We start from the raw sequence: 20,182 nt of genomic DNA, 5'->3' as shown, positions 1-20,182 counted from the left end.
CTTTATGATTGTGAGTCACAGGGATAGAACACCATGAATGACTTTAAGCCCCGTTTTGAAGTAATGGGAATTCTTAATGTCACACCAGATTCTTTTTCCGATGGCGGTCAGTATAACGATACTGAGCGGGCGCTAGAACGTGCCAGAGTGATGGTAGAGAACGGCGCGGACTGGCTTGATGTGGGCGGGGAATCGACCCGGCCAGGCGCCGATGCGGTATCCGAACAAGAAGAACTTGAGCGGGTCGTGCCCGTGATTGAAGCGATTGCGCGGGAACTGCCGGTTAAGATTTCGGTGGATACTAGCAAAGCGAATGTGATGCGTGCAGCAGTAGCCGCGGGTGCTCACATGATTAACGACGTCCGGGCTTTGCGCGAACCGGATGCTCTGACAGCTGCCGCAGAGGCCTTTAAAGCACGTCAGGTGCGGGTCTGCCTTATGCATATGCAAGGTCAGCCGCGTACCATGCAGGAACATCCTGAGTACGATGATTTAGTGGGCGATATTAAAGATTTTTTTAATGAACGGATGCGTGCTTGTGAAGCAGCGGGTATAGCGCGCTCGCATATTTATTTAGACCCTGGATTTGGTTTTGGTAAAACCGTACGGCACAATTATGAGCTACTGCAACGGCTTCCAGCGTTTCGTGATCTCGACCGACCTTTGCTGATCGGCATCTCACGAAAATCGATGCTTGGCCATGTTACCGGACGTGCGGTTACAGAGCGCATGCCTGCCAGTATTGCGGCAGCAACCATTGCCATGCTCAAAGGCGCTGCTATTTTGCGAGTGCATGATGTTGCTGAAACTAGGGATGCAGTACAGGTTGTGACGACCATGTTAAACGGAGAGTATTAAGGGATATGGGTAAATATTTTGGAACTGATGGAATTCGTGGTCGTGTCGGCGAAAGACCAATTACGCCAGATTTCGTGCTGAAGTTGGGCTGGGCGGCAGGTAAAGCCCTTGCTGCATCGGGCAATACGCGGGTGCTTATCGGCAAGGACACACGTATTTCCGGTTACATGCTGGAATCAGCGTTGGAAGCAGGCTTTTCGAGTGCCGGTGTCAATGTTGAATTTTTAGGCCCCATGCCGACCCCTGCCGTTGCCTACTTAACCCGAACGTTTCGTGCTGCTGCTGGGGTGGTCATCAGTGCCTCACACAATCCGTATTATGATAATGGTATTAAGTTTTTCTCAGAGTCGGGCCACAAGTTATCCGACAAGGTCGAGCAAGAAGTTGAAACCTACCTTGATCAGGAGCTTGATTGTGTGGCCAGTGAACACTTAGGTCGCGCTTTTCGTGCCCACGATGCGGCAGGTCGTTATATTGAGTTTTGTAAGAGCGTTTTTCCTTCTGAATTGTCGCTGGCCGGTGTAACCATCGTGGTGGATTGCGCCCACGGTGCCACATATCACATTGCACCAAATGTATTCCGAGAGCTCGGCGCTAAGGTTATTGAAATTGGCTGTGAGCCTGATGGTCTCAATATTAATGCCGGCTACGGCGCCACCGACTTGGATAATCTGATTAAAGCGGTGAAGAAAGAATCGGCGGATATCGGTATTGCCCTTGATGGCGATGGCGATCGGCTGATGATTGTTGATAGCTCAGGCGCTGTTATTGATGGTGATGAAATTGTATATGCTTTGGTGCGACAGGCCATTAAAGATGGCACCTTCGAAGGAGGGGTAGTTGGTACCGTAATGAGCAATATGGGTATGGAGCTCGCCCTAGAAAAGCTCAATGTTCCATTTGTACGCGCTAAGGTAGGTGACCGCTATGTGATGGAAGCCTTGCGTGAAAAGCGTTGGTACGTCGGCGGTGAAAGCTCAGGCCATGTGATCAATTTGAAACACCATAGTACCGGCGACGGTATTCTCGCAGCCATCCAGTTTTTATCCGGAATGGTCAGAGAGAACCAAAGCCCACGTGATATGGTGGAAGGCATGCGCAAATTGCCACAGGTGCTGATTAACGTGTCTTACAAAGTGGGTACAGATCCGTTAAACGAAAACAATGTGACATCGGCCGTGCGCGAAGTTGAGCGGGCTTTGGCGGGTAATGGCCGCGTATTATTGCGCAAGTCGGGTACTGAACCTTTAATTCGCGTCATGGTTGAAGGCAAAGATGCAGCAGATGTGCGCGCTTTTGCGAAACAAATCGCGAACGAAGTAGGTGCGGTAGAATAATGGCGCTAATGCGCCTTTCGATGGTGTTCGCGTTTGCGGATGGCAATTGATTAACATCTGAGCGAACGGTAAATTTTTGTTGGGCGGTGCTTGTATCCGATGATGATGTCGGGTACTATCTGCGCCGCTTACAGAAGGACAGGAGAGTCATGTGAGAACATCACTGGTCATCGCCAACTGGAAGTTAAACGGAGACCTTGCGCTCGTTAAACGTATGGCGCAGCAATTTGCAGGGTCGCTCGAAAAAACCACAACCACTGTGGTTGTGTGTCCTCCGGCAGTGTATTTGAAGGCCGCTGAGATTGCTTTAGCACCGGCCCATATCAAAGTTGGTGCGCAAAATTGCGCAGCTCACACTGACGGCGCCTTTACCGGCGAGATTAGCGCCCAAATGATGCGCGAATGTGGGGCCACTTACGTGATTGTGGGACACTCTGAGCGTCGCGCTATTTTTGGCGAAACCGATGATGTACTCGCAGAAAAAATAGTGCGTGTACAGGAATGTGAGTTAACGCCTGTATTTTGTGTCGGTGAAACGCTGGAAGAGCGGGAAGCAGATGCGGTAGAATCAGTGATTGAAAGACAGCTTGATGCTGGATTGGCGGATGCAGATTTTTCACGCTTAGTGATTGCATACGAACCAGTGTGGGCCATCGGGACAGGCAAAACAGCCTCACCCGAGCAAGCGCAAGAAGTTCATGCAATGATTCGCCGGTGGGTGCGCAGTAAGGCACCAGAGCAAGCAGACACACTACAAATTCTTTACGGTGGCAGTGTGAAGGCGGATAACGCAAGCACATTGTTTAACCAACCGGATATCGATGGCGGCCTTGTTGGCGGTGCAAGTTTGAATCCGGAACAGTTTGATGCCATTTGCAAGGCAGCAAAGGATACCTAGTTTATGTATGAAGTTTTATTGGTTTTGTATCTTCTCGTCGCAATCGCACTGATTGCGCTCATCATGGTACAGAAGGGTAAAGGCGCTGAAATGGGTGCTTCCTTCGGTGCAGGTGCGTCTAATACGGTATTTGGTGCAGGCGGTTCAGGAAACTTCCTTACCCGCATGACAGCGATTATCGCGGTGACATTCTTTTTGTTGAGCTTAATGCTGGGCAACATGGTGGCATCGGATCGTGCACCTGCTGATGACTTCACTGATTTATCAGTGCCAGCATCTGAACAGCCACGAAATAACGATTTGCCGCCAGGAAATTAATCCGGCGCCAAAACGTACAAAATTTGCCGAAGTGGTGGAATTGGTAGACACGCCATCTTGAGGGGGTGGTGCTCTTCTGAGCGTACGAGTTCAAGTCTCGTCTTCGGCACCAATTTTGAGTTTATATCCGCGTATTTAACCATTTGTTGAACCAACGGTTTTTTTCAGCGAAATCCCTAATAAACAGGCGCTTTCGGTTGAAAACAAAAGGGAAGCGAGTATAATACTCAGCATCGGACGCGGGGTGGAGCAGTCTGGTAGCTCGTCGGGCTCATAACCCGAAGGTCGTAGGTTCAAATCCTGCCCCCGCAACCAGTTCGAGTTTAACGAGACGTAGCGTTTCACAGGAAACGTTCCAAGTTCGGTAAGCTCAGGTCGAAAGGCTCGATTGTATATTAGCCCCGACGGTGTTTGGGGCTTTTTGCTATCTAGGCTTTGTGGCATTCTTTTGGGTACCTGAGAACTGGGCTTTATGCCCTTTTTTTGTTTCTGGAGGTTACGTTGGCAACTCTGGTTGAGCGACTAACACAAATGCTAGAGCCTGCGGTTTCTGCGGCAGGTTATGAACTCGTAGGGATTGAATTCGTACGTGCGAAAACGTCGATCTTGCGCGTTTATATTGATCATGAAAATGGGATTTCCGTCGATGACTGCGCTGATGTAAGCCATCAAGTGAGCGCGGTATTGGACGTTGAAGATCCGATAAGCACTGAGTACAACCTTGAGGTGTCTTCTCCAGGTATGGACCGGCCCTTATTTAACATTCACCATTTTGAGCGATTCATTGGTGAAGAAGCGTCTGTGCAATTAACAGCCGCGATAGAGAACAAACGAAACTTTAAAGCCGTAATCTCCGCTGTAGAAGGCGACAAGATTACATTTACCCTAGGTGACGAATCATTGAATGTACCGGTCAGCGCAGTGAAAAAGGCGAACCTGGTACCGAAGTTTGATTAAGAATAAGCGTTGACGAGGCAGAAATGAGTAAAGAGATTTTGCTGGTTGCAGAAGCGGTATCGAACGAAAAAGCGGTACCTCGTGAAAAGATTTTTGAAGCCTTAGAAGTTGCGATTGCAACGGCGACCCGGAAGAAATACGACGGGGACATCGATGTGCGCGTTGCGATAGATCGCAACACCGGCAACTTTGATACCTACCGCCGTTGGCGCGTGGTTGAAGATCCAGATGGGGCATTGGAAAATCCGTATGCGGAAATTTCGTTGTCTGCAGCTCAAATCGATGAGCCAGAGATTCAAGTAGGTGATTACGTTGAAGATCAAATTGAATCGATTAAGTTTGATCGCATCACCACGCAAACAGCGAAGCAAGTAATCGTACAGAAAGTACGTGAAGCTGAGCGTGCGCAAGTGGTTGAGCAGTACGAAGATCAGGTAGGCACCTTGATTAGCGGTATCGTGAAAAAAGCGACCCGTGACAACATCATTTTGGATTTAGGAAATAACGCGGAAGCGGTTATTTTCCGTGACGAAATGCTGCCTCGTGAAAGCGTACGTCCAGGCGACCGTATTCGTGGCTTGTTATTTGCAGTGCGCCCTGAAGCGCGTGGCGCCCAGTTATTCGTAAGTCGTACTCACCCAGATTTCCTTGTGGAGTTGTTCCGCATTGAAGTACCGGAAATCGGTGAAGAGATGATCGAAGTTAAAGGTGCCGCACGGGATCCAGGTTCACGGGCTAAAATTGCTGTGAAGAGTAATGACCGTCGCATTGACCCAGTGGGTGCATGTGTAGGTATGCGTGGTGCACGTGTACAAGCCGTTTCTGGTGAGCTTGGTGGTGAGCGTGTGGATATCGTGCTGTGGGACGATAATCCTGCACAGTTCGTGATTAACGCCATGTCACCTGCAGAAGTCGTATCTATCGTGATGGACGAAGAAACCCACACTATGGATATCGCCGTTGAAGAAGGCAATTTAGCGCAAGCTATCGGCCGTAATGGTCAAAACGTTCGATTAGCAAGCCAATTAACTGGCTGGGAATTGAATGTCATGACCGTCGACGATTTCAATGCCCGCAATGAAGCGGAATCTGAGCGTTTGCTTGGCCTCTTCACTGAAGGCCTTGAGATCGACGAAGATTTTGCAACGGTATTGATTGATGAAGGCTTCTCTTCATTAGAAGAGATTGCCTATGTTCCAGTTGCGGAACTGTTGTCGATTGAGGGAATGGACGAAGATATCGTTGAAGAATTGCGTACTCGTGCGCGAGATTACCTGACGACCAAAGCCCTGAAAACAGAAGAATCCTTAGAAGGAGCAGAACCCGATTCGACACTGCTCGATCTTGAGGGAATGGATCGTCACTTGGCGTATGAACTCGCCGCGATGGGTGTGAAAACCCTGGAAGACCTTGCTGAGCAAGGCACTGATGATTTGGAAGGAATTGAGTCACTCACTCCAGAACAGGCGGGCGAATTGATTATGAAAGCCCGTAATATCTGCTGGTTTAGTGACGAAGCATAATTTGAAAGTGAGGTATGAATTAGATGGCAGAAGTCAAAATCGAAAAACTTGCCAGTGATATCGGAACCTCCGTTGATCGCTTGCTGCAACAGTTAAGTGATGCCGGTATTTCTAAGTCGGCCGGTGAAACTGTGTCAGAAGACGAAAAAGCGGCGCTATTAGCGCATCTGAATAAAGCTCATGGTGGCGACGGTAGCGCAGCTCCGAGCCGCATGACCTTAAAGCGGAAAACACGCAGTACCTTGAGTATTAATGCGGGGCCGGGTAAGGCAAAAGCTGTTCAGGTTGAAGTACGGAAGAAACGCACTTATGTGAAGCGCTCTCCAGAAGAGGAAGCGCGGAAGCAAGAAGAAGAGCGGCTAGCGGCAGAAGCAGCAGAGCAAGAGCGCTTAGCTGCAGAAGAGAAAGCGCGTGCAGAGGCAAAAGCGAAAGCAGAAGCTGAAGCGAAACGTCGTGAAGAAGAACGCAAAATCGCGGAAGAAAAGCGTAAAGCTGCGGAAGCGAAGGCGGCGAAATCACAACCTGAGAAAACGCCAGAAGAAAAAGCGAAAGCAGAAGCTGCGAAAGCGGAAGCTGATAAATTGCGTAAAGCGCAGGAAGCTGAAGCGGCTAAGAAAGCGGAAGAAGAAGCCAAGCGTCAAGCAGAAGAAGCACGTCGCTTAGCGGAAGAGAATCAAGCGCGTTGGGAAGAAGAAGAAGCCCGACGCAAGAAAATGGAAGAAGAAGACGTTCACTTCACTACATCGGTTACCGCGAAATTTGCTGAAGAACAACAAGACAGCGAAGAAGAGCGTCGTGGCCGCCGTACTGCGAAGAAAACCAAACGCCGTGGCAAAGACGATGAAAAGGATGACTCTCCTCGTCGTGAGCGCCGCCGTAAAGGAAGTAAGCGCAGCCCAAGCTCGATGCAGCATGGCTTTAACAAGCCAGCGTCGCCAGTAGAGCGTGAAGTGCGTATTCCAGAAACCATTACAGTGGCCGACTTAGCCAACCGTATGGCGGTGAAAGCCTCTGAAGTTATCAAAACGATGATGAAGATGGGCGAGATGGTTACCATCAACCAAGTTCTTGACCAAGAAACGGCATCGCTTGTCGTTGAAGAAATGGGTCATAAGTTTGTGTTGGTGAGCGATAACGAACTCGAGCAAGCGGTACTACTCGACCGTGGTGATACCGGTGAGTTAACGCCGCGTGCCCCTGTCGTCACCGTTATGGGTCACGTCGACCACGGTAAAACATCGTTACTCGATTACATTCGAAAAGCGAAGGTTGCCGCCGGTGAAGCCGGTGGTATTACCCAGCACATTGGTGCGTACCACGTTGATACCGGTCATGGCATGATCACATTCCTTGATACCCCGGGTCACGCAGCGTTTACTTCAATGCGGGCACGTGGTGCCAGTGCTACCGACGTGGTTATTCTTGTGGTCGCAGCGGACGATGGCGTTATGCCACAAACCGTGGAAGCTATCCAGCATGCGAAAGCAGCGGGTGTGCCACTTGTGGTTGCAGTGAATAAGATTGATAAGCCAGAAGCGGATCCAGACCGAGTCAAGTCTGAGCTGTCACAGCACGACGTCCTCTCAGAAGAGTGGGGCGGCGATGTTCAGTTTGTTCACGTATCGGCGAAATCCGGTGAGAACATTGATGGCCTGCTCGAAGCGATTCTTCTGCAGTCTGAGCTGCTTGACCTGAAGGCTGCTCACGATGGTATGGCACATGGTCTAGTTATCGAATCACGCCTTGATAAAGGTCGCGGTCCTATTGCTACCATCTTGGTACAAAGCGGTACCTTAAACCGTGGCGATATCGTGCTCTGTGGTTTGGAATATGGTCGTGTTCGCGCTATGCGCAACGAATTAGGCAAAGAAGTGGAGAGCGCAGGCCCTTCAATTCCTGTCGAGATCTTAGGTCTTTCGGGTGTGCCGCAAGCAGGCGACGAAGTAACCGTGGTAAAAGACGAGCGTAAAGCACGCGAAGTGTCGAACTATCGTCAAGGTAAATACCGCGAAGTGAAGCTTGCACGCCAACAGAAAGCGAAACTTGAAAACATGTTTACGAGCATGGAAGAAGGTGTTGTTTCTGAACTTAACTTGGTTGTGAAGGCCGATGTTCAAGGTTCACTTGAGGCGATTATTGAGTCGTTGACGAAACTATCGACCTCCGAAGTAAAAGTGAACATCATCGGTTCTGGTGTAGGTGGAATTACTGAAACCGACATTAGCTTAGCCGGCGCGTCGAACGCGATTGTTATCGGCTTTAACGTACGTGCAGATGCAACAGCACGTCGCATTACCGAGAACGAGAGTATTGAACTGCGTTACTACAGCGTTATCTACGATTTGATTGATGAAATCAAACAAGCGATGACCGGTATGTTAGCGCCAGAGTTCAAGCAACAAATTATCGGCCTAGCCGAAGTGCGGGATGTCTTTAAATCACCGAAAATCGGCGCTATCGCAGGTTGTATGGTGACGGAAGGTATCGTCAAACGTTCAGCGCCAATCCGTGTCTTACGTGATAACGTGGTTATCTACGAAGGTGAACTTGAGTCGTTACGTCGCTTTAAAGATGACGTGCAGGAAGTTCGCAACGGCATGGAGTGTGGTATTGGTGTGAAAAACTACAATGATGTTCGCGTTGGCGACCACATTGAGGTTTTCGAAACCGTCCAGGTTGAACGTACGCTTTAATCCAAACACGGGTCGCTGCCATTAGTGGCGACCCACTTTGGTTTATTCCCGATGCGAAAAAGGAGTGTTATATGAAGAAAGAATTTAGTCGTACCGATCGTTTTTCGCAGCAGATGCAACGTGAGATCGCGATGATCTTACAGCGGGAAATTAAAGATCCGCGGGTCGTGATGCCAACGGTGTCCGATGTTGAAGTATCTCGAGATCTGGCTTACGCAAAAGTATTTGTAACCTTCTTGCAAGACGATGAAGAACAAGTAAAAATTGCGTTGAAAGTGCTGAATGAAGCCTCAGGTTTTATTCGCTCCCTGTTGGGGAAACGCATTAAATCTCGAATTACCCCTGATTTGCGCTTTGTTCATGACGAGTCCCTAAATGAGGGGATTCGGATGGCAAAACTTGTACGTGAAGCGCGCGAACGAGACGACGCAAAAAATAAAGACTAACCCAAACAACGCCGGATACCCATCCGGCGTTTTTCTATATTTCGCATGAGGATGTAAGGGTGGCACGAAAAACTCGGGGTCGAGTCATTAACGGTGTTGTTTTAGTCGATAAACCGACCGGGGCATCATCAAACCGAATCTTACAGCAAGTAAAACGCATTTATTATGCACAAAAAGCAGGGCACACCGGCGCGCTTGATCCTTTGGCCACAGGTATGCTGCCCATTTGTTTAGGTGAGGCTACGAAGTTTGCACAGTTCTTGCTGGATGCAGATAAATCTTATCGCGTGGTTGCGGAGTTCGGTATACGTACCAATACCAGTGACGCCGATGGTGAGGTTGTGGCGACCGCGCCCGTTACTTTTTCTCGTGAAGATTTCGAACGTGTCCAAGCCCAATTTACCGGCAATATTCAGCAAGTGCCGTCGATGTTTTCGGCCCTGAAGTATCAAGGTAGGCCCCTTTACGATTATGCGCGCAAAGGCATTGAAGTGCCGCGCGAAGCGCGTTCAATACATATCTATCAGATGCATATTGTGTCTTACGATTTGCCGTATATCACCTTGGATGTCACCTGCAGCAAAGGTACCTATATTCGTTCATTAGTGGATGATATGGGACAAGCATTGGGCTCTGGTGCGTACGTTAAAGAACTGCGCCGTACCGGTGTGGCAGATTATGCATACGAAGATATGTATAGTTTAGAAGAACTGGATGCCTTGGTGGCAGAGCGAGATGCCCCCGATAACTTTGACTATCAATCATTAGATGCGCTACTACTGCCCACCGATTCACCGGTATCGCGATTGCCGAAGATTACCGTTTCAGCGGCTGAAGGCCATGGCTTTTTGCACGGACAACCAGTGACAGCCCCGGCACCAGCGACCGACGCAATAGTGCGTGTCTGGGATGCGCAGCGATTTCTTGGTGTGGCTTGCTTACGCGATGACGGATTGTACTGGCCTAAGCGTGTTTTGAGCTTGGCTTAATCTTGTATTCATCGTCTAGTCAACGTATAATGCGCGCTCTTCCGCTGGGGCTGAATTAGTGATTGGCTCCGGCACTAACTAGATGGAGTCCCAATATGTCACTAACAGCAGCTCATAAAGCACAAATCGTTTCTGATTTTGCACGCGGTGAAGGCGATACCGGTTCACCTGAAGTTCAGGTCGCACTGTTAACTGCCCAAATTAACCACCTGCAAGGTCACTTCAAAGAACACAAGCACGACCACCACTCACGTCGTGGTCTACTTCGCATGGTTAGCCAGCGTCGTAAATTGCTGGACTATCTGAAGCGTAAAGACGAAGCGCGCTACGTTGATTTGATTCAGCGTCTAGAACTGCGCCGCTAAGCGGTGTTAATAAAGGGGCCTCTGGGCCCCTTTATTTTTATTCATTCTTTTATGAGTAGGGCTCCAGCCTATATGAAATGGGTTTGAAGCGACCTGTGTACAGTTATTACACAAGAGAATGCAGGAAATGGTTCTCGCACAGGTCAATGATTAGGTATACTAATCGGATAAATTAAAGTAAGTCGTAAAAAGATGGCCCAGAGAATCAAAGGGCAAAATGTAAGTAAGTTGAAGGAAAAGAAAACGTGAATCCTATTATTAAACAATTTAAGTATGGTCAGCACACAGTTACATTAGAAACCGGAGCAATTGCACGTCAAGCTTCAGGTGCTGTCATGGTAAGCATGGACGACACCACAGTTTTAGTTACCGTGGTTGGTAAAAAAGAAGCGCGGGCCGACCAAGATTTCTTCCCGCTCACCGTTAATTATCAAGAACGTACCTACGCGGCCGGTAAAATCCCTGGCGGTTTCTTCAAGCGTGAAGGACGTCCTTCTGAAAATGAAACACTCACCAGTCGTCTGATTGATCGTCCAATCCGTCCATTGTTCCCAGAAGGTTTCTACAACGAAGTACAAGTGGTTGCCACCGTTGTATCACTGAACCCAGAAGTGAATCCAGATATTGTGGCCCTAATCGGTACCTCTGCGGCATTGGCTGTTTCAGGCTTGCCATTTAACGGCCCTATCGGTGCAGCGCGGGTTGGCTTTAGCAATGATGAATACGTGCTAAACCCAACAAAAACTGAACTAGAAACTTCAAATCTTGATCTCGTTGTTGCCGGAACTGAATCTGCGGTATTGATGGTTGAGTCAGAAGCGAACTTGTTAAGTGAAGAAGTGATGCTAGGTGCCGTAATGTACGGTCACGAGCAATTGCAATCGGTCATTAATGCAGTAAATGATTTTGCTGCAGAAGTAAACGCGCCGAAGTGGGACTGGCAGCCAGCTGCTAAGAACGAGCCTCTTATTGCAGCAGTAAAAGCAGCTGCAGAAAGCAAAATCGGCGAAGCATACATGATCACTGACAAGAGCGAGCGCCGTGATGCGTTGAAAGCAGCTCTTAAAGATGTGATCGAACAGCTCAAAGCCGATCATGACGATCTTGATGAGAAAGAAGTGGGCGATATTTTCCATGATTTCGAATCACAGGTTGTACGTGGTCGTATTATTGCTGGTGAGCCGCGCATCGATGGACGTGAACCAGATATGGTTCGTGGCCTGAACGTTGCTACTGGCGTATTACCGCGTGTTCACGGTTCTTCTGTGTTTACCCGTGGTGAAACCCAAGCATTAGTTGCTGCAACCCTCGGTACAGAGCGTGATGCGCAGAATATTGACGAGATTATGGGTCACCGTACTGATCGCTTTATGCTGCACTACAACTTCCCTCCGTACTGTGTCGGCGAAACCGGCATGGTTGGCTCTCCGAAGCGTCGGGAAATCGGCCACGGTCGTCTTGCTAAGCGCGGTGTTATGGCAGTGATGCCTAACCCAGAAGAATTCCCGTACACCATCCGTGTAGTATCTGAAATCACTGAATCGAATGGTTCGAGCTCAATGGCTTCTGTATGTGGTACGTCACTGGCATTGATGGATGCAGGTGTTCCGATTAAAGCATCGGTTGCCGGTATTGCCATGGGCTTGGTGAAGGAAGGTGATAAGTTTGTAGTTCTATCAGATATCTTGGGTGACGAAGATCACCTTGGCGATATGGACTTTAAAGTAGCCGGAAGCGCAACAGGCGTGACTGCACTGCAAATGGATATCAAAATCGAGGGTATTACCAAAGACATCATGCAACAAGCGTTGGCACAAGCTAAAGCCGCTCGTTTGCATATTCTGTCGGTAATGGACCAGGCGATCAGCTCAGCTCGTGACGATGTGTCTGATTTCGCGCCACGCTTCCACATCATGAAGATCAACCCAGAGAAGATTCGTGATGTTATCGGTAAAGGCGGCGCAGTTATCCGTGAACTGACGGAATCTACGGGTACCACGATTGAAATTGATGACGATGGTACGATTAAGATTGCTGCAACTGACGATGCCTCAGCTCAAAATGCGGTGAAACGCATCGAAGCGCTGACTGCAGAAGTTGAAGTAGGTCGCATCTATGAAGGTAAAGTTGCACGTATCGTTGATTTCGGTGCCTTTGTAACTGTACTTCCAGGCAAAGATGGTTTGGTTCATATTTCGCAAATTAGCGATAAGCGTGTGGAAGATGTGAACGATTACTTGTCGGTTGGTCAAACTGTGAACGTAAAAGTTCTGGAAATTGATCGTCAAGGCCGTGTACGTCTGAGTATGAAAGAAGCGCAAGAAGCTCCAGAAGAAACCACTTCTGAAGAATAAGCGTTAATTTGTACGCAAAAATAGGAATGGCTGTCTACGGACAGCCATTTTTTTTGCCTCTTTGCCAGAGGCCGTGGATGTGGTGTAATAACCCCTATCATAGACAGTAGGAGTCGCAAGTGAACCGATTAATTCGTACGTTAAGTTTAGGCTGGGTTACGGTGTTTTTACTGTCCGCATGTACGGTAACGCCTGAAGCGCCAAGTGACGCCGATGTCGTGGAGTCGGTGCAGGAATTTCACGGGAGTGAACCGCAACTTTTCCTTGTTGAGCCTTTACCTGTCGATCAAAACATTGAAATTGAGCTGTTGCAGCTTACCGAACTGCTTTATAAAGCTGATTTAAACGATGAGCAGCGCGCTCAAATATTACACGTTCGCGCAATGACCTATGATTATCTTGGCTTAAGAACCTTGGCGTTGGTGGATGTAAACCAAGCCCTTGAGTTGCAACCGGCGATGGCCGACGCTTACCATTCTCTCGGTATTTACTATGCGGAGGCTGGTGAGTTCCAGGCCGCATTTGAAGCCTTTGATAGTGTGATTGAGCTTCAACCTGATCACGAATACGTGTATTTAAATCGTGGATTAGCTGCTTATTACAACGGCCAGTTTGAGCTTGCGCTGAGCGATTTTGCTGATTATTACTTTCAGGACCCGAGCGACCCATTCCGGGTGATGTGGTATTACTTTGCCGCATGGGAAATGAACCCAGGCCGCGCATTTGAGCAATTGAATGAGCAGTGGGAAGCCGCCAATTTAGATGTTTGGGGCCAGAAGATTTTGGAATTTCTGGTGGGCGAGATCGACGGCGAGAGTTTGATTATGTATGCCTACGAGAACGCGGAAGATCGCCGCAAGCTGAATTACCAGTTATGTGAAGCCTACTTCTATATGGGCAAAGTGGCCGCCATGAATGGCCAATACCATCAAGCGATGAATTTCTTTAAGCTCACGCTTGCCACCAACGTGTACCCGTATTTGGAGCATCGTCACGCACGCACGGAGCTAAATAATATCCGTGAACTTTTACGAGCGCCCTGATCACGCGAAGATGTCACCGAAGCGCATTCCCTTCTTTAAACTGAGTGCATTGACTATCGTCGGTGCCGCTCTTTTGTTGCCTTGGTGGCAGCATGGTGAAGAGCCTCTCTTGGATGAAGGAGTTGAGACTCAAGCATACAGTCGAGTCTTGATTCATGCTCACGAAGCTTGTCTATTTGATGTGCATGTCTTGGGGGCCGAGTCTCTCGAGGAGAGATTGTCGACCCGCCTGCAGTTCGTTCAGGAGAACTTCAATCCCGAGATTTTACCATTTTGTGCGACACTGGATCCGCAGCGCTATGAAAGCCAATGCTTTGAAGTGAACGGCCATGTGCATTGCGAGAATGTGAGCAGTGAACCACCTGAAGCCATAGCGATGGTGGTCACTGGGGATGGCTTAGCCCAGACTCGAAATGGAGTTGTGTATGCGCCTCAGGCTGCAACGGGCTTGCTGCTACAGCATGAACTCGGACATGCTTTGGGTTTAGCGGATGAATATGGCATGCGCCCCGAATTAGCACGTGCCTTTTGTAGCGGTGATTACCAGTTCGATGCATTAAATATCGTGTTTACGGCATCCCGTGAACTCAATGACGAAAGCTATCAGGCTTTCAAGGCAAGCTTGCCTTGGAGAACCTACCTAACCACCCCAATTGCACGAAAAACAGAAAAAGGACAGTGGGTGTTAGGTTCAGATGCAGATAGCGACGATGCGGTAGGTTTGTATCCAGCAGATACTTGTACGCATGGTCCAGGTTATGCGTGGAAGCCCGTCGCAGAAAAAACCTTTATGGAACAGCATGAGATTGGTAGCGTGCCTACACTGTATTTAAAGTTAATTAGGGATAGATTAAACAGCCAATAAGCAAAAAGCGCCTCAGTTCACTTTAGGGGTACTTCACTTCACACTTTAGGACAGTCCTTTTTAATTAGTTCGGCCGTGGCTAAAGCAATTTTATTAACATTTTATAGACGGGCATATAATATTCGTAATAGACTCTATCAGGATGACTTAATTAACAGCCTACTCTGATGGGCCATAAATGCACGGAACGCAGGATGACCCATAATGAAACAACTCTTCAATTCAAATTTTATTCTAATTCTTTTATTTTGCGCATTGTTGATAGGCCTTTGGCCCATAAGCTCAAGCGCCTCCGGCTCTCAAAACATCGAACGAATAGAAACAAAAGGGACCCGCTGGTCAAGAAATGACAAAGAAAGAGAAATAGAGGATATTCTGTCGCGCCTGCGAATTTTTCTTCAGGAGGATGGGTATTCAGGAAGTGATTTTAATTTTGGAGCTGAAAACGAAAGCCCAGCTGATGAGAGTTGTGAAGAAGGTAATCCGGTCATTGTCTCCTCGGGCACGAAAATTGAACGAGTTATCGACTTTATCGGAAATGGTCAGTACCCACTATCATTAGAAAGAAATTACGCGAGCACGAAAGTAGATGTTGGATCTTTTGGTCAAGGATGGTCTTCAGTGTTTGACTGGCGACTTGAATTGACCACATCTCCAGATGGTCACCCTTGGCCCGTCTTTGTGGTAAACGAAATGGGAAAGAAGCTTTACTTTGAAGCCCCCCGTACAGTCCCTCCCGGAGAACTTCCGGAAGTTTCATTTCTGTCAGTATCAGGTGCGAATGTTCTTGACAGTACCCCTGATTATTCCGTTTGGACTTTGCACCATGAAAGAGGCACGGTTACTGTTTTTAACAACGAGGGGCGCCTTATTGAAGTGCGTGATGTTTCAAGCGGAAGGTCCATTACATTTGGTTATCAAGGCAATAACTTGGCATCAATAACAGATGCTGCCGGGCGACAATTACACGTATCTTGGGCGGATGGTCGGATTTCACAAGTCGAAGATCCTGCCGGAAACCATTTTAGTTATACTTATGATAGCCACAATATGCTTTCGAGTGTTCTCTATCCAAACGGCGATAGACATACCTACCATTACGAGGGAACCACCCCCTATTATCTCACCGGCATAAGTTACAACGGGATACGTTACTCATGGTTCGAATATGATATCCAAGGTCGGGTTACTGTCAGTAGACATGCTAATAATATCAATAAAAATACTTTTACATACGGTGAAACCTTTACAAAGGTAACAAACGCAATTGGTCATGATACTACTTATCGATATTCTGACAATTCAAAAAGCAAACTAGTCTCGGTTGAGGTAGAAGGCACCCCATACTGCAGCAGTGGTGTGCAGAGCCAGATTCATAATGGATTAGGTGAGGTCATATCGAGAACAGATATGTCCGGCACAGTAACAAGTTTCACGTATGATAAACGGCTCTTGCAGTCTCGTACGCGAGCAGTTGGTAGTTCCTCTGAATATACTGAGCTTTATAGTTGGCACCCGACAACAAGAAAGTTACTTAGCGTAACACGAGGAGATGGTGTTAATGAGTCCTTTCAATACAATTATGCCGGCGACCTGATACGCTATGAGCAAAAAGGTGACAACGAAAGCCGTATATGGCAATACGCCTACACTTATCATCAGGGTCTAATCCCAGCCACTTTAATTGTAACAAATCCGAAAGGCAACTCAAAAACCTATACTTACGATAATCTTGGGCAATTAATCGAATCTGCCACATCAAATGGCTTGAAAACAACCTATACGGGTTATGATGCGTTAGGTAATGTTGGTCTGATTACACATCCAGACGGAACTCAAACCGCCTACGAATATGATAGCCGGAGTCGTTTGAGGGCAATCGAAAAAAGGTCTGCCAGCGGATCAGTTTACCGCATAACGTACACGCGTAATAGATTTGGTCACATCGCAACCGAAACCCGTTCTGACCAAATAACTTATAGGTATCTCTACGACATTGCGGGAAGACTGGTGAATGTGAAAGTTTCACAAGGCGATTTGCAGCACGAGGAATTACTTACTAGAAATTTATTGGGAAATATTGTTCAGCAGCGTTTTTCAGAGCGTGTTTACATTGATTATGTTCCTTGTGAAGGTTCAGAGCCTATGGGGATCATGGTTACATCTGCAGAAGTCTCTGAAATTGGAATTGAGCCCGAAGAACCTGATCCGATTATTATACAGCCACCACCTGAAGAATGTGGGCATGTTTATGCAATCAATCAATCATACGAGCGAACCTTCGAATATTCTAAAAGGGGAATGTTAACGGCAGTTTATGATCATGAAGGTGTTGCTCTTTCTCGGTATAATTATGACGCTGCGGGTAACCTCGTAAGCGTTCAGGATGGCGCAAACCAAGTAACTTACTATGAATACGATGAGTTAAACCGACTGACACTTCAGCGTGAGCCTAATGGAATTGAAACACGGTTTGAGCATAATGAACGGGGCTTGACGCGCGTACAAGATGCTCGGGATATTGATACTCACTACTCACTTAATAAATTCAGAGAACGCACTCAGCTAGATAGTCAAGATGCGGGCACCTCGACATTTTTGTACTCGTTAATAGGTCAAGTATTGAGCAAAACCGATGCTCGTGGCATATCAACTAGTTTCGAATATGATTCGCTCGGTCGAATAACAAAGAGAGTCAATAATCAGGTGGTTGAGTTTAACTACGACCAATCGCTGAGCGGGCATGGAAAACTAACTTCTATATCCGATGGTTCGGGGCACACGACTTACAGTTATAACCAGTGGGGTAAACTGGCCACACAGCACAACAACATACTTGGCGAAGATTACGCAGTAAACTGGGAGTATGATCAACATGGGCGTTTAATATCCTTAATTTATCCTGGAGGGAATAGTGTCAACTATATCTATAGCGATTTAGGCTTCATTGACCATATGACAGTTACGATTAACGGCTCTACGCACGATATATTAGGAAACGCACAGTATTTACCATTTGGTCCAGTTCGGAGTTTCACGTTTGGAAATCAGCTCCAGAGAAATTTAGAATATAACGCTTCCTACCATATAACGAAAATCTCCACACCAAACATCCAAAGTTTAAGCTATGGGTATGACACTCGTGGATTTATTAACGCAATCACAAACCAGATTCGGCCTTCGGACAGTCAGAACTTCACGTACGATAATTTAGGAAGATTAACGTCCGTTTCCAGCGTGGGGTTGGGTAACACGGATTTCACTTACGATAGTATAGGGAACCGATTGAGCCGCAGTGGAACCTTGAGTGAAACCTATCAGATGGATGCTAACTCGAACCGCTTGTTATCGGTCACCAGAGGAAGTAATCAGCGTAGTCTGACTTACGATGCAAATGGCAATGTGGTCAGTGAGATTTTGTTCAACGGACAAACACGGAACTATACCTACAATCAAGACAACCGTATGGTGAGTGCTGGCAGCACCACCTATGGGTATAATGCATTGGGGCAACGGGTGCGTAAAACCACAGGAAGTACCTCCACGCACTATATATACAGCCCGACGGGGCAATTACTTGCCGAGGGTACGGCGAAGCAATATATTTATTTTGCGGGTCAGGTGGTAGGCTATATTGCCAACAACCAGTTGTACTATGTGCATAATGATCACCTCGGCCGCCCTGAAGTAATCACCGACCAGTCGCAGAACGTGGTGTGGCGGGCACAGCTCGAAGCCTTCGAACGCACCGTGTTAACGAGCTCAATAGGTGATTTTAATATTGGTTTTCCGGGCCAGTACTGGGATGCAGAGAAAAACAGCTGGTATAACTATTTTCGGGATTACGATGCCACCACAGGCCGTTACCTGCAAAGCGACCCGATAGGGCTTGCCGGCGGGATGAATACCTATGGGTATGTGGGGGCAAATCCGGTTAATTATTTTGACTTTTTCGGATTAGAGGCATGTGGATGCCACGCAAATAGCACAAACCATATGAGAATCGAAACAGTCGTAGTGGATTTTGCAAATGTAAGTCGAGCCGACGCAGAAATACAAAGAAAACGTGCGAATAAGCTTAGTGACGATTTCAAAATAGCCAGTCAAGCTGTTGCTTTCTCGACACTTTTTGCTCCAAACCCTTTTTATGTTATCCCAGCAACCGGAACGGTCTTTTTATTACACTCAGCAGGCGAGGCGTTGCGGATTGATATTCAGCAGGGTGATACGCAAGTAACAACTTTTTATGAACACAACGGACACAGGTTGAGGGTTGAGAGAAGGTTTGATTCAGACGGAAATGAAATAAGTGTAACTCGTAGACTAGATTGCTCGAATACGAAGTCTGGATTCTAAAATATTTAGATATTGTTCGTTGGGGGGGTATATGGCGGAGAGAAAAAGAAATGACTTATTAGGGCGCTTGACCATGGCGCTTCCCTTGAGTCTGCTTGGATTTTTTGTGTTTAATAACTTTCGTGAACATAGATTGATAGACTCTTGGTCAGAGGCACTTGATCAGTTACTTCCGTTAATATTTACAAGCTTCCTCATAGTTTTGATCATTGCCGGATTGCTCGTTTATTTTGGTAGAGAGCGCATGGCTTTCCCCAAAAGCTATGCAATCGCATGCATGTTGTTATTAATTGTTCAGCACTTTTTGGTTAGTTATAGATATGATTCAGAGTCGTTTGGCGCACTCGATAACACATCTTTTGTGGTTCATGTACATGGAGATACAAACTCTGCGCGAAGGGATATTGAAAGAATTAAGCGAAAAGGAATGGATATAAATGCTAGAAATGGTGAGCTCTTCCGCTCAATGATTACAGCAATGCGGGCAGACCTTATTTCCGAGTTTGGTCACTATATGAGCATAGAAACCTTGACAGAGTTAGAAGAACTCGTTTGTGAAGTAAATAACTATGATATCCAACTTTCCTTCAGCCAATTATATAATACATTAACCGATACATCGGATTTGGAGTGTAAGAAGTTATGAGTTTTGGTATGTCTCTAGTTAAGATTACTCTTTCAGCGTTGTGCTTCTTGGTTATTACTTATTGGGTTAGCTTCTACCTTTTATATGTACCTGCATTTTTAAATGGACTCCCGCAATCTACCTTTTATTTAATTGCTGACAGCGGGAAAGTAAATGAGCCAGTGCGAAGACTAAGAATCAACATTGCTGTTTATATGGGCGCTACGGCGGATACCGAATACGGAGGAGCGACACTGATGGAGACCGCAATGCGGTTTAACGATGAATATGCAATCGATAAGTTATCGGTTTCATCCGTAAACTAAAGATAAAGCAAGAGGGTGTTCAATATTCTGTGTCAGCCAAGTTTTCATAGGTCTATATGATCATCCAGTCGACTTGTAAACATCCCTTAAAATAGGACCCATGATTTTTTCATAGTCGTCTCCTGCTATTACTATCGCAGAAAACTCTAATTAAATCTGTCTCAGTTTCCCCCTCTGGCAGGATAGTTGTCACCCTTTAAGATTTAACCAGTTGGGGCGTTAAGGCTTT

The 20,182-nt window shown here is 47.1% G+C and carries 16 protein-coding genes and 2 tRNA genes; all 18 read left to right on the top strand.

The annotated features are described in order from the left end of the window. The first annotated feature begins 33 nt into the window (after positions 1 to 33). The 18 genes from folP (at position 34) to HXZ99_RS10690 (ending at position 19,953) form a co-directional block, all read left to right on the top strand. Positions 34 to 858 carry a dihydropteroate synthase gene (folP, locus tag HXZ99_RS10775; RefSeq protein WP_194757297.1) on the top strand — a complete coding sequence of 275 codons (825 nt, stop codon included), beginning with the start codon at positions 34 to 36 and terminating at the stop codon, positions 856 to 858. A 5-nt stretch (positions 859 to 863) separates the two neighbouring features. Next, the gene (gene glmM / locus HXZ99_RS10770) at positions 864 to 2,195 is read left to right on the top strand and encodes a phosphoglucosamine mutase (RefSeq protein WP_194757296.1); all 1,332 of its coding nucleotides are present in this window, start codon (positions 864 to 866) and stop codon (positions 2,193 to 2,195) included. Positions 2,196 to 2,346: 151 nt separating this feature from the next. Next, positions 2,347 to 3,093 carry a triose-phosphate isomerase gene (tpiA, locus tag HXZ99_RS10765; RefSeq protein ID WP_194757295.1) on the top strand — a complete coding sequence of 249 codons (747 nt, stop codon included), beginning with the start codon at positions 2,347 to 2,349 and terminating at the stop codon, positions 3,091 to 3,093. 3 nt (positions 3,094 to 3,096) lie between these two features. Beyond that, complete coding sequence (secG, locus tag HXZ99_RS10760; protein ID WP_194757294.1) at positions 3,097 to 3,411, top strand: preprotein translocase subunit SecG; 315 nt, start codon at positions 3,097 to 3,099, stop codon at positions 3,409 to 3,411. A 25-nt stretch (positions 3,412 to 3,436) separates the two neighbouring features. Then, positions 3,437 to 3,523: transfer RNA gene (locus tag HXZ99_RS10755), tRNA-Leu, on the top strand. A gap of 126 nt (positions 3,524 to 3,649) precedes the next feature. Further along, positions 3,650 to 3,726, top strand: a tRNA-Met gene (locus HXZ99_RS10750). A gap of 186 nt (positions 3,727 to 3,912) precedes the next feature. Continuing rightward, positions 3,913 to 4,368, top strand: coding sequence for a ribosome maturation factor RimP (gene rimP / locus HXZ99_RS10745; protein WP_194757293.1), 456 nt, complete (start codon positions 3,913 to 3,915; stop codon positions 4,366 to 4,368). Between the two features lie 23 nt (positions 4,369 to 4,391). Beyond that, the gene (gene nusA / locus HXZ99_RS10740; RefSeq protein WP_194757292.1) at positions 4,392 to 5,891 is read left to right on the top strand and encodes a transcription termination factor NusA; all 1,500 of its coding nucleotides are present in this window, start codon (positions 4,392 to 4,394) and stop codon (positions 5,889 to 5,891) included. Positions 5,892 to 5,914: 23 nt separating this feature from the next. Beyond that, a complete protein-coding gene (infB, locus tag HXZ99_RS10735) occupies positions 5,915 to 8,584 on the top strand; it encodes a translation initiation factor IF-2 (RefSeq protein WP_194757291.1) in 2,670 nt (889 codons plus the stop codon). 71 nt (positions 8,585 to 8,655) lie between these two features. Further along, a complete protein-coding gene (rbfA, locus tag HXZ99_RS10730; protein ID WP_194757290.1) occupies positions 8,656 to 9,030 on the top strand; it encodes a 30S ribosome-binding factor RbfA in 375 nt (124 codons plus the stop codon). 59 nt (positions 9,031 to 9,089) lie between these two features. After that, positions 9,090 to 10,019, top strand: coding sequence for a tRNA pseudouridine(55) synthase TruB (gene truB / locus HXZ99_RS10725; RefSeq protein WP_194757289.1), 930 nt, complete (start codon positions 9,090 to 9,092; stop codon positions 10,017 to 10,019). A 95-nt stretch (positions 10,020 to 10,114) separates the two neighbouring features. Then, positions 10,115 to 10,384: a 30S ribosomal protein S15 gene (gene rpsO / locus HXZ99_RS10720; protein ID WP_143233823.1), complete on the top strand. Its 270-nt coding sequence runs from the start codon at positions 10,115 to 10,117 to the stop codon at positions 10,382 to 10,384. A 245-nt stretch (positions 10,385 to 10,629) separates the two neighbouring features. Beyond that, on the top strand, positions 10,630 to 12,738 hold the full coding sequence (pnp, locus tag HXZ99_RS10715) for a polyribonucleotide nucleotidyltransferase (RefSeq protein ID WP_194757288.1): 2,109 nt from the start codon (positions 10,630 to 10,632) through the stop codon (positions 12,736 to 12,738). A 119-nt stretch (positions 12,739 to 12,857) separates the two neighbouring features. Continuing rightward, complete coding sequence (nlpI, locus tag HXZ99_RS10710) at positions 12,858 to 13,781, top strand: lipoprotein NlpI (protein WP_194757287.1); 924 nt, start codon at positions 12,858 to 12,860, stop codon at positions 13,779 to 13,781. After that, the gene (locus HXZ99_RS10705; protein ID WP_194757286.1) at positions 13,759 to 14,646 is read left to right on the top strand and encodes a hypothetical protein; all 888 of its coding nucleotides are present in this window, start codon (positions 13,759 to 13,761) and stop codon (positions 14,644 to 14,646) included. The genes nlpI and HXZ99_RS10705 overlap by 23 nt, the downstream gene beginning before the upstream one ends. Before the next feature lie 204 nt (positions 14,647 to 14,850). Beyond that, positions 14,851 to 19,002, top strand: a complete 4,152-nt coding sequence (locus tag HXZ99_RS10700) for an RHS repeat-associated core domain-containing protein (RefSeq protein WP_194757285.1) — start codon at positions 14,851 to 14,853, stop codon at positions 19,000 to 19,002. A 31-nt stretch (positions 19,003 to 19,033) separates the two neighbouring features. Beyond that, on the top strand, positions 19,034 to 19,648 hold the full coding sequence (locus HXZ99_RS10695) for a hypothetical protein (protein WP_194757284.1): 615 nt from the start codon (positions 19,034 to 19,036) through the stop codon (positions 19,646 to 19,648). 8 nt (positions 19,649 to 19,656) lie between these two features. Further along, the gene (locus HXZ99_RS10690; RefSeq protein WP_194757283.1) at positions 19,657 to 19,953 is read left to right on the top strand and encodes a hypothetical protein; all 297 of its coding nucleotides are present in this window, start codon (positions 19,657 to 19,659) and stop codon (positions 19,951 to 19,953) included. The last annotated feature ends 229 nt before the right edge of the window (positions 19,954 to 20,182 follow it).

The organism is Aliidiomarina indica (assembly GCF_015354615.1).
Lineage (GTDB): Bacteria > Pseudomonadota > Gammaproteobacteria > Enterobacterales > Alteromonadaceae > Aliidiomarina > Aliidiomarina indica.
Note: the sequence above shows the minus strand (reverse complement) of the source record. Positions and strands in the feature narration are given on the sequence as shown.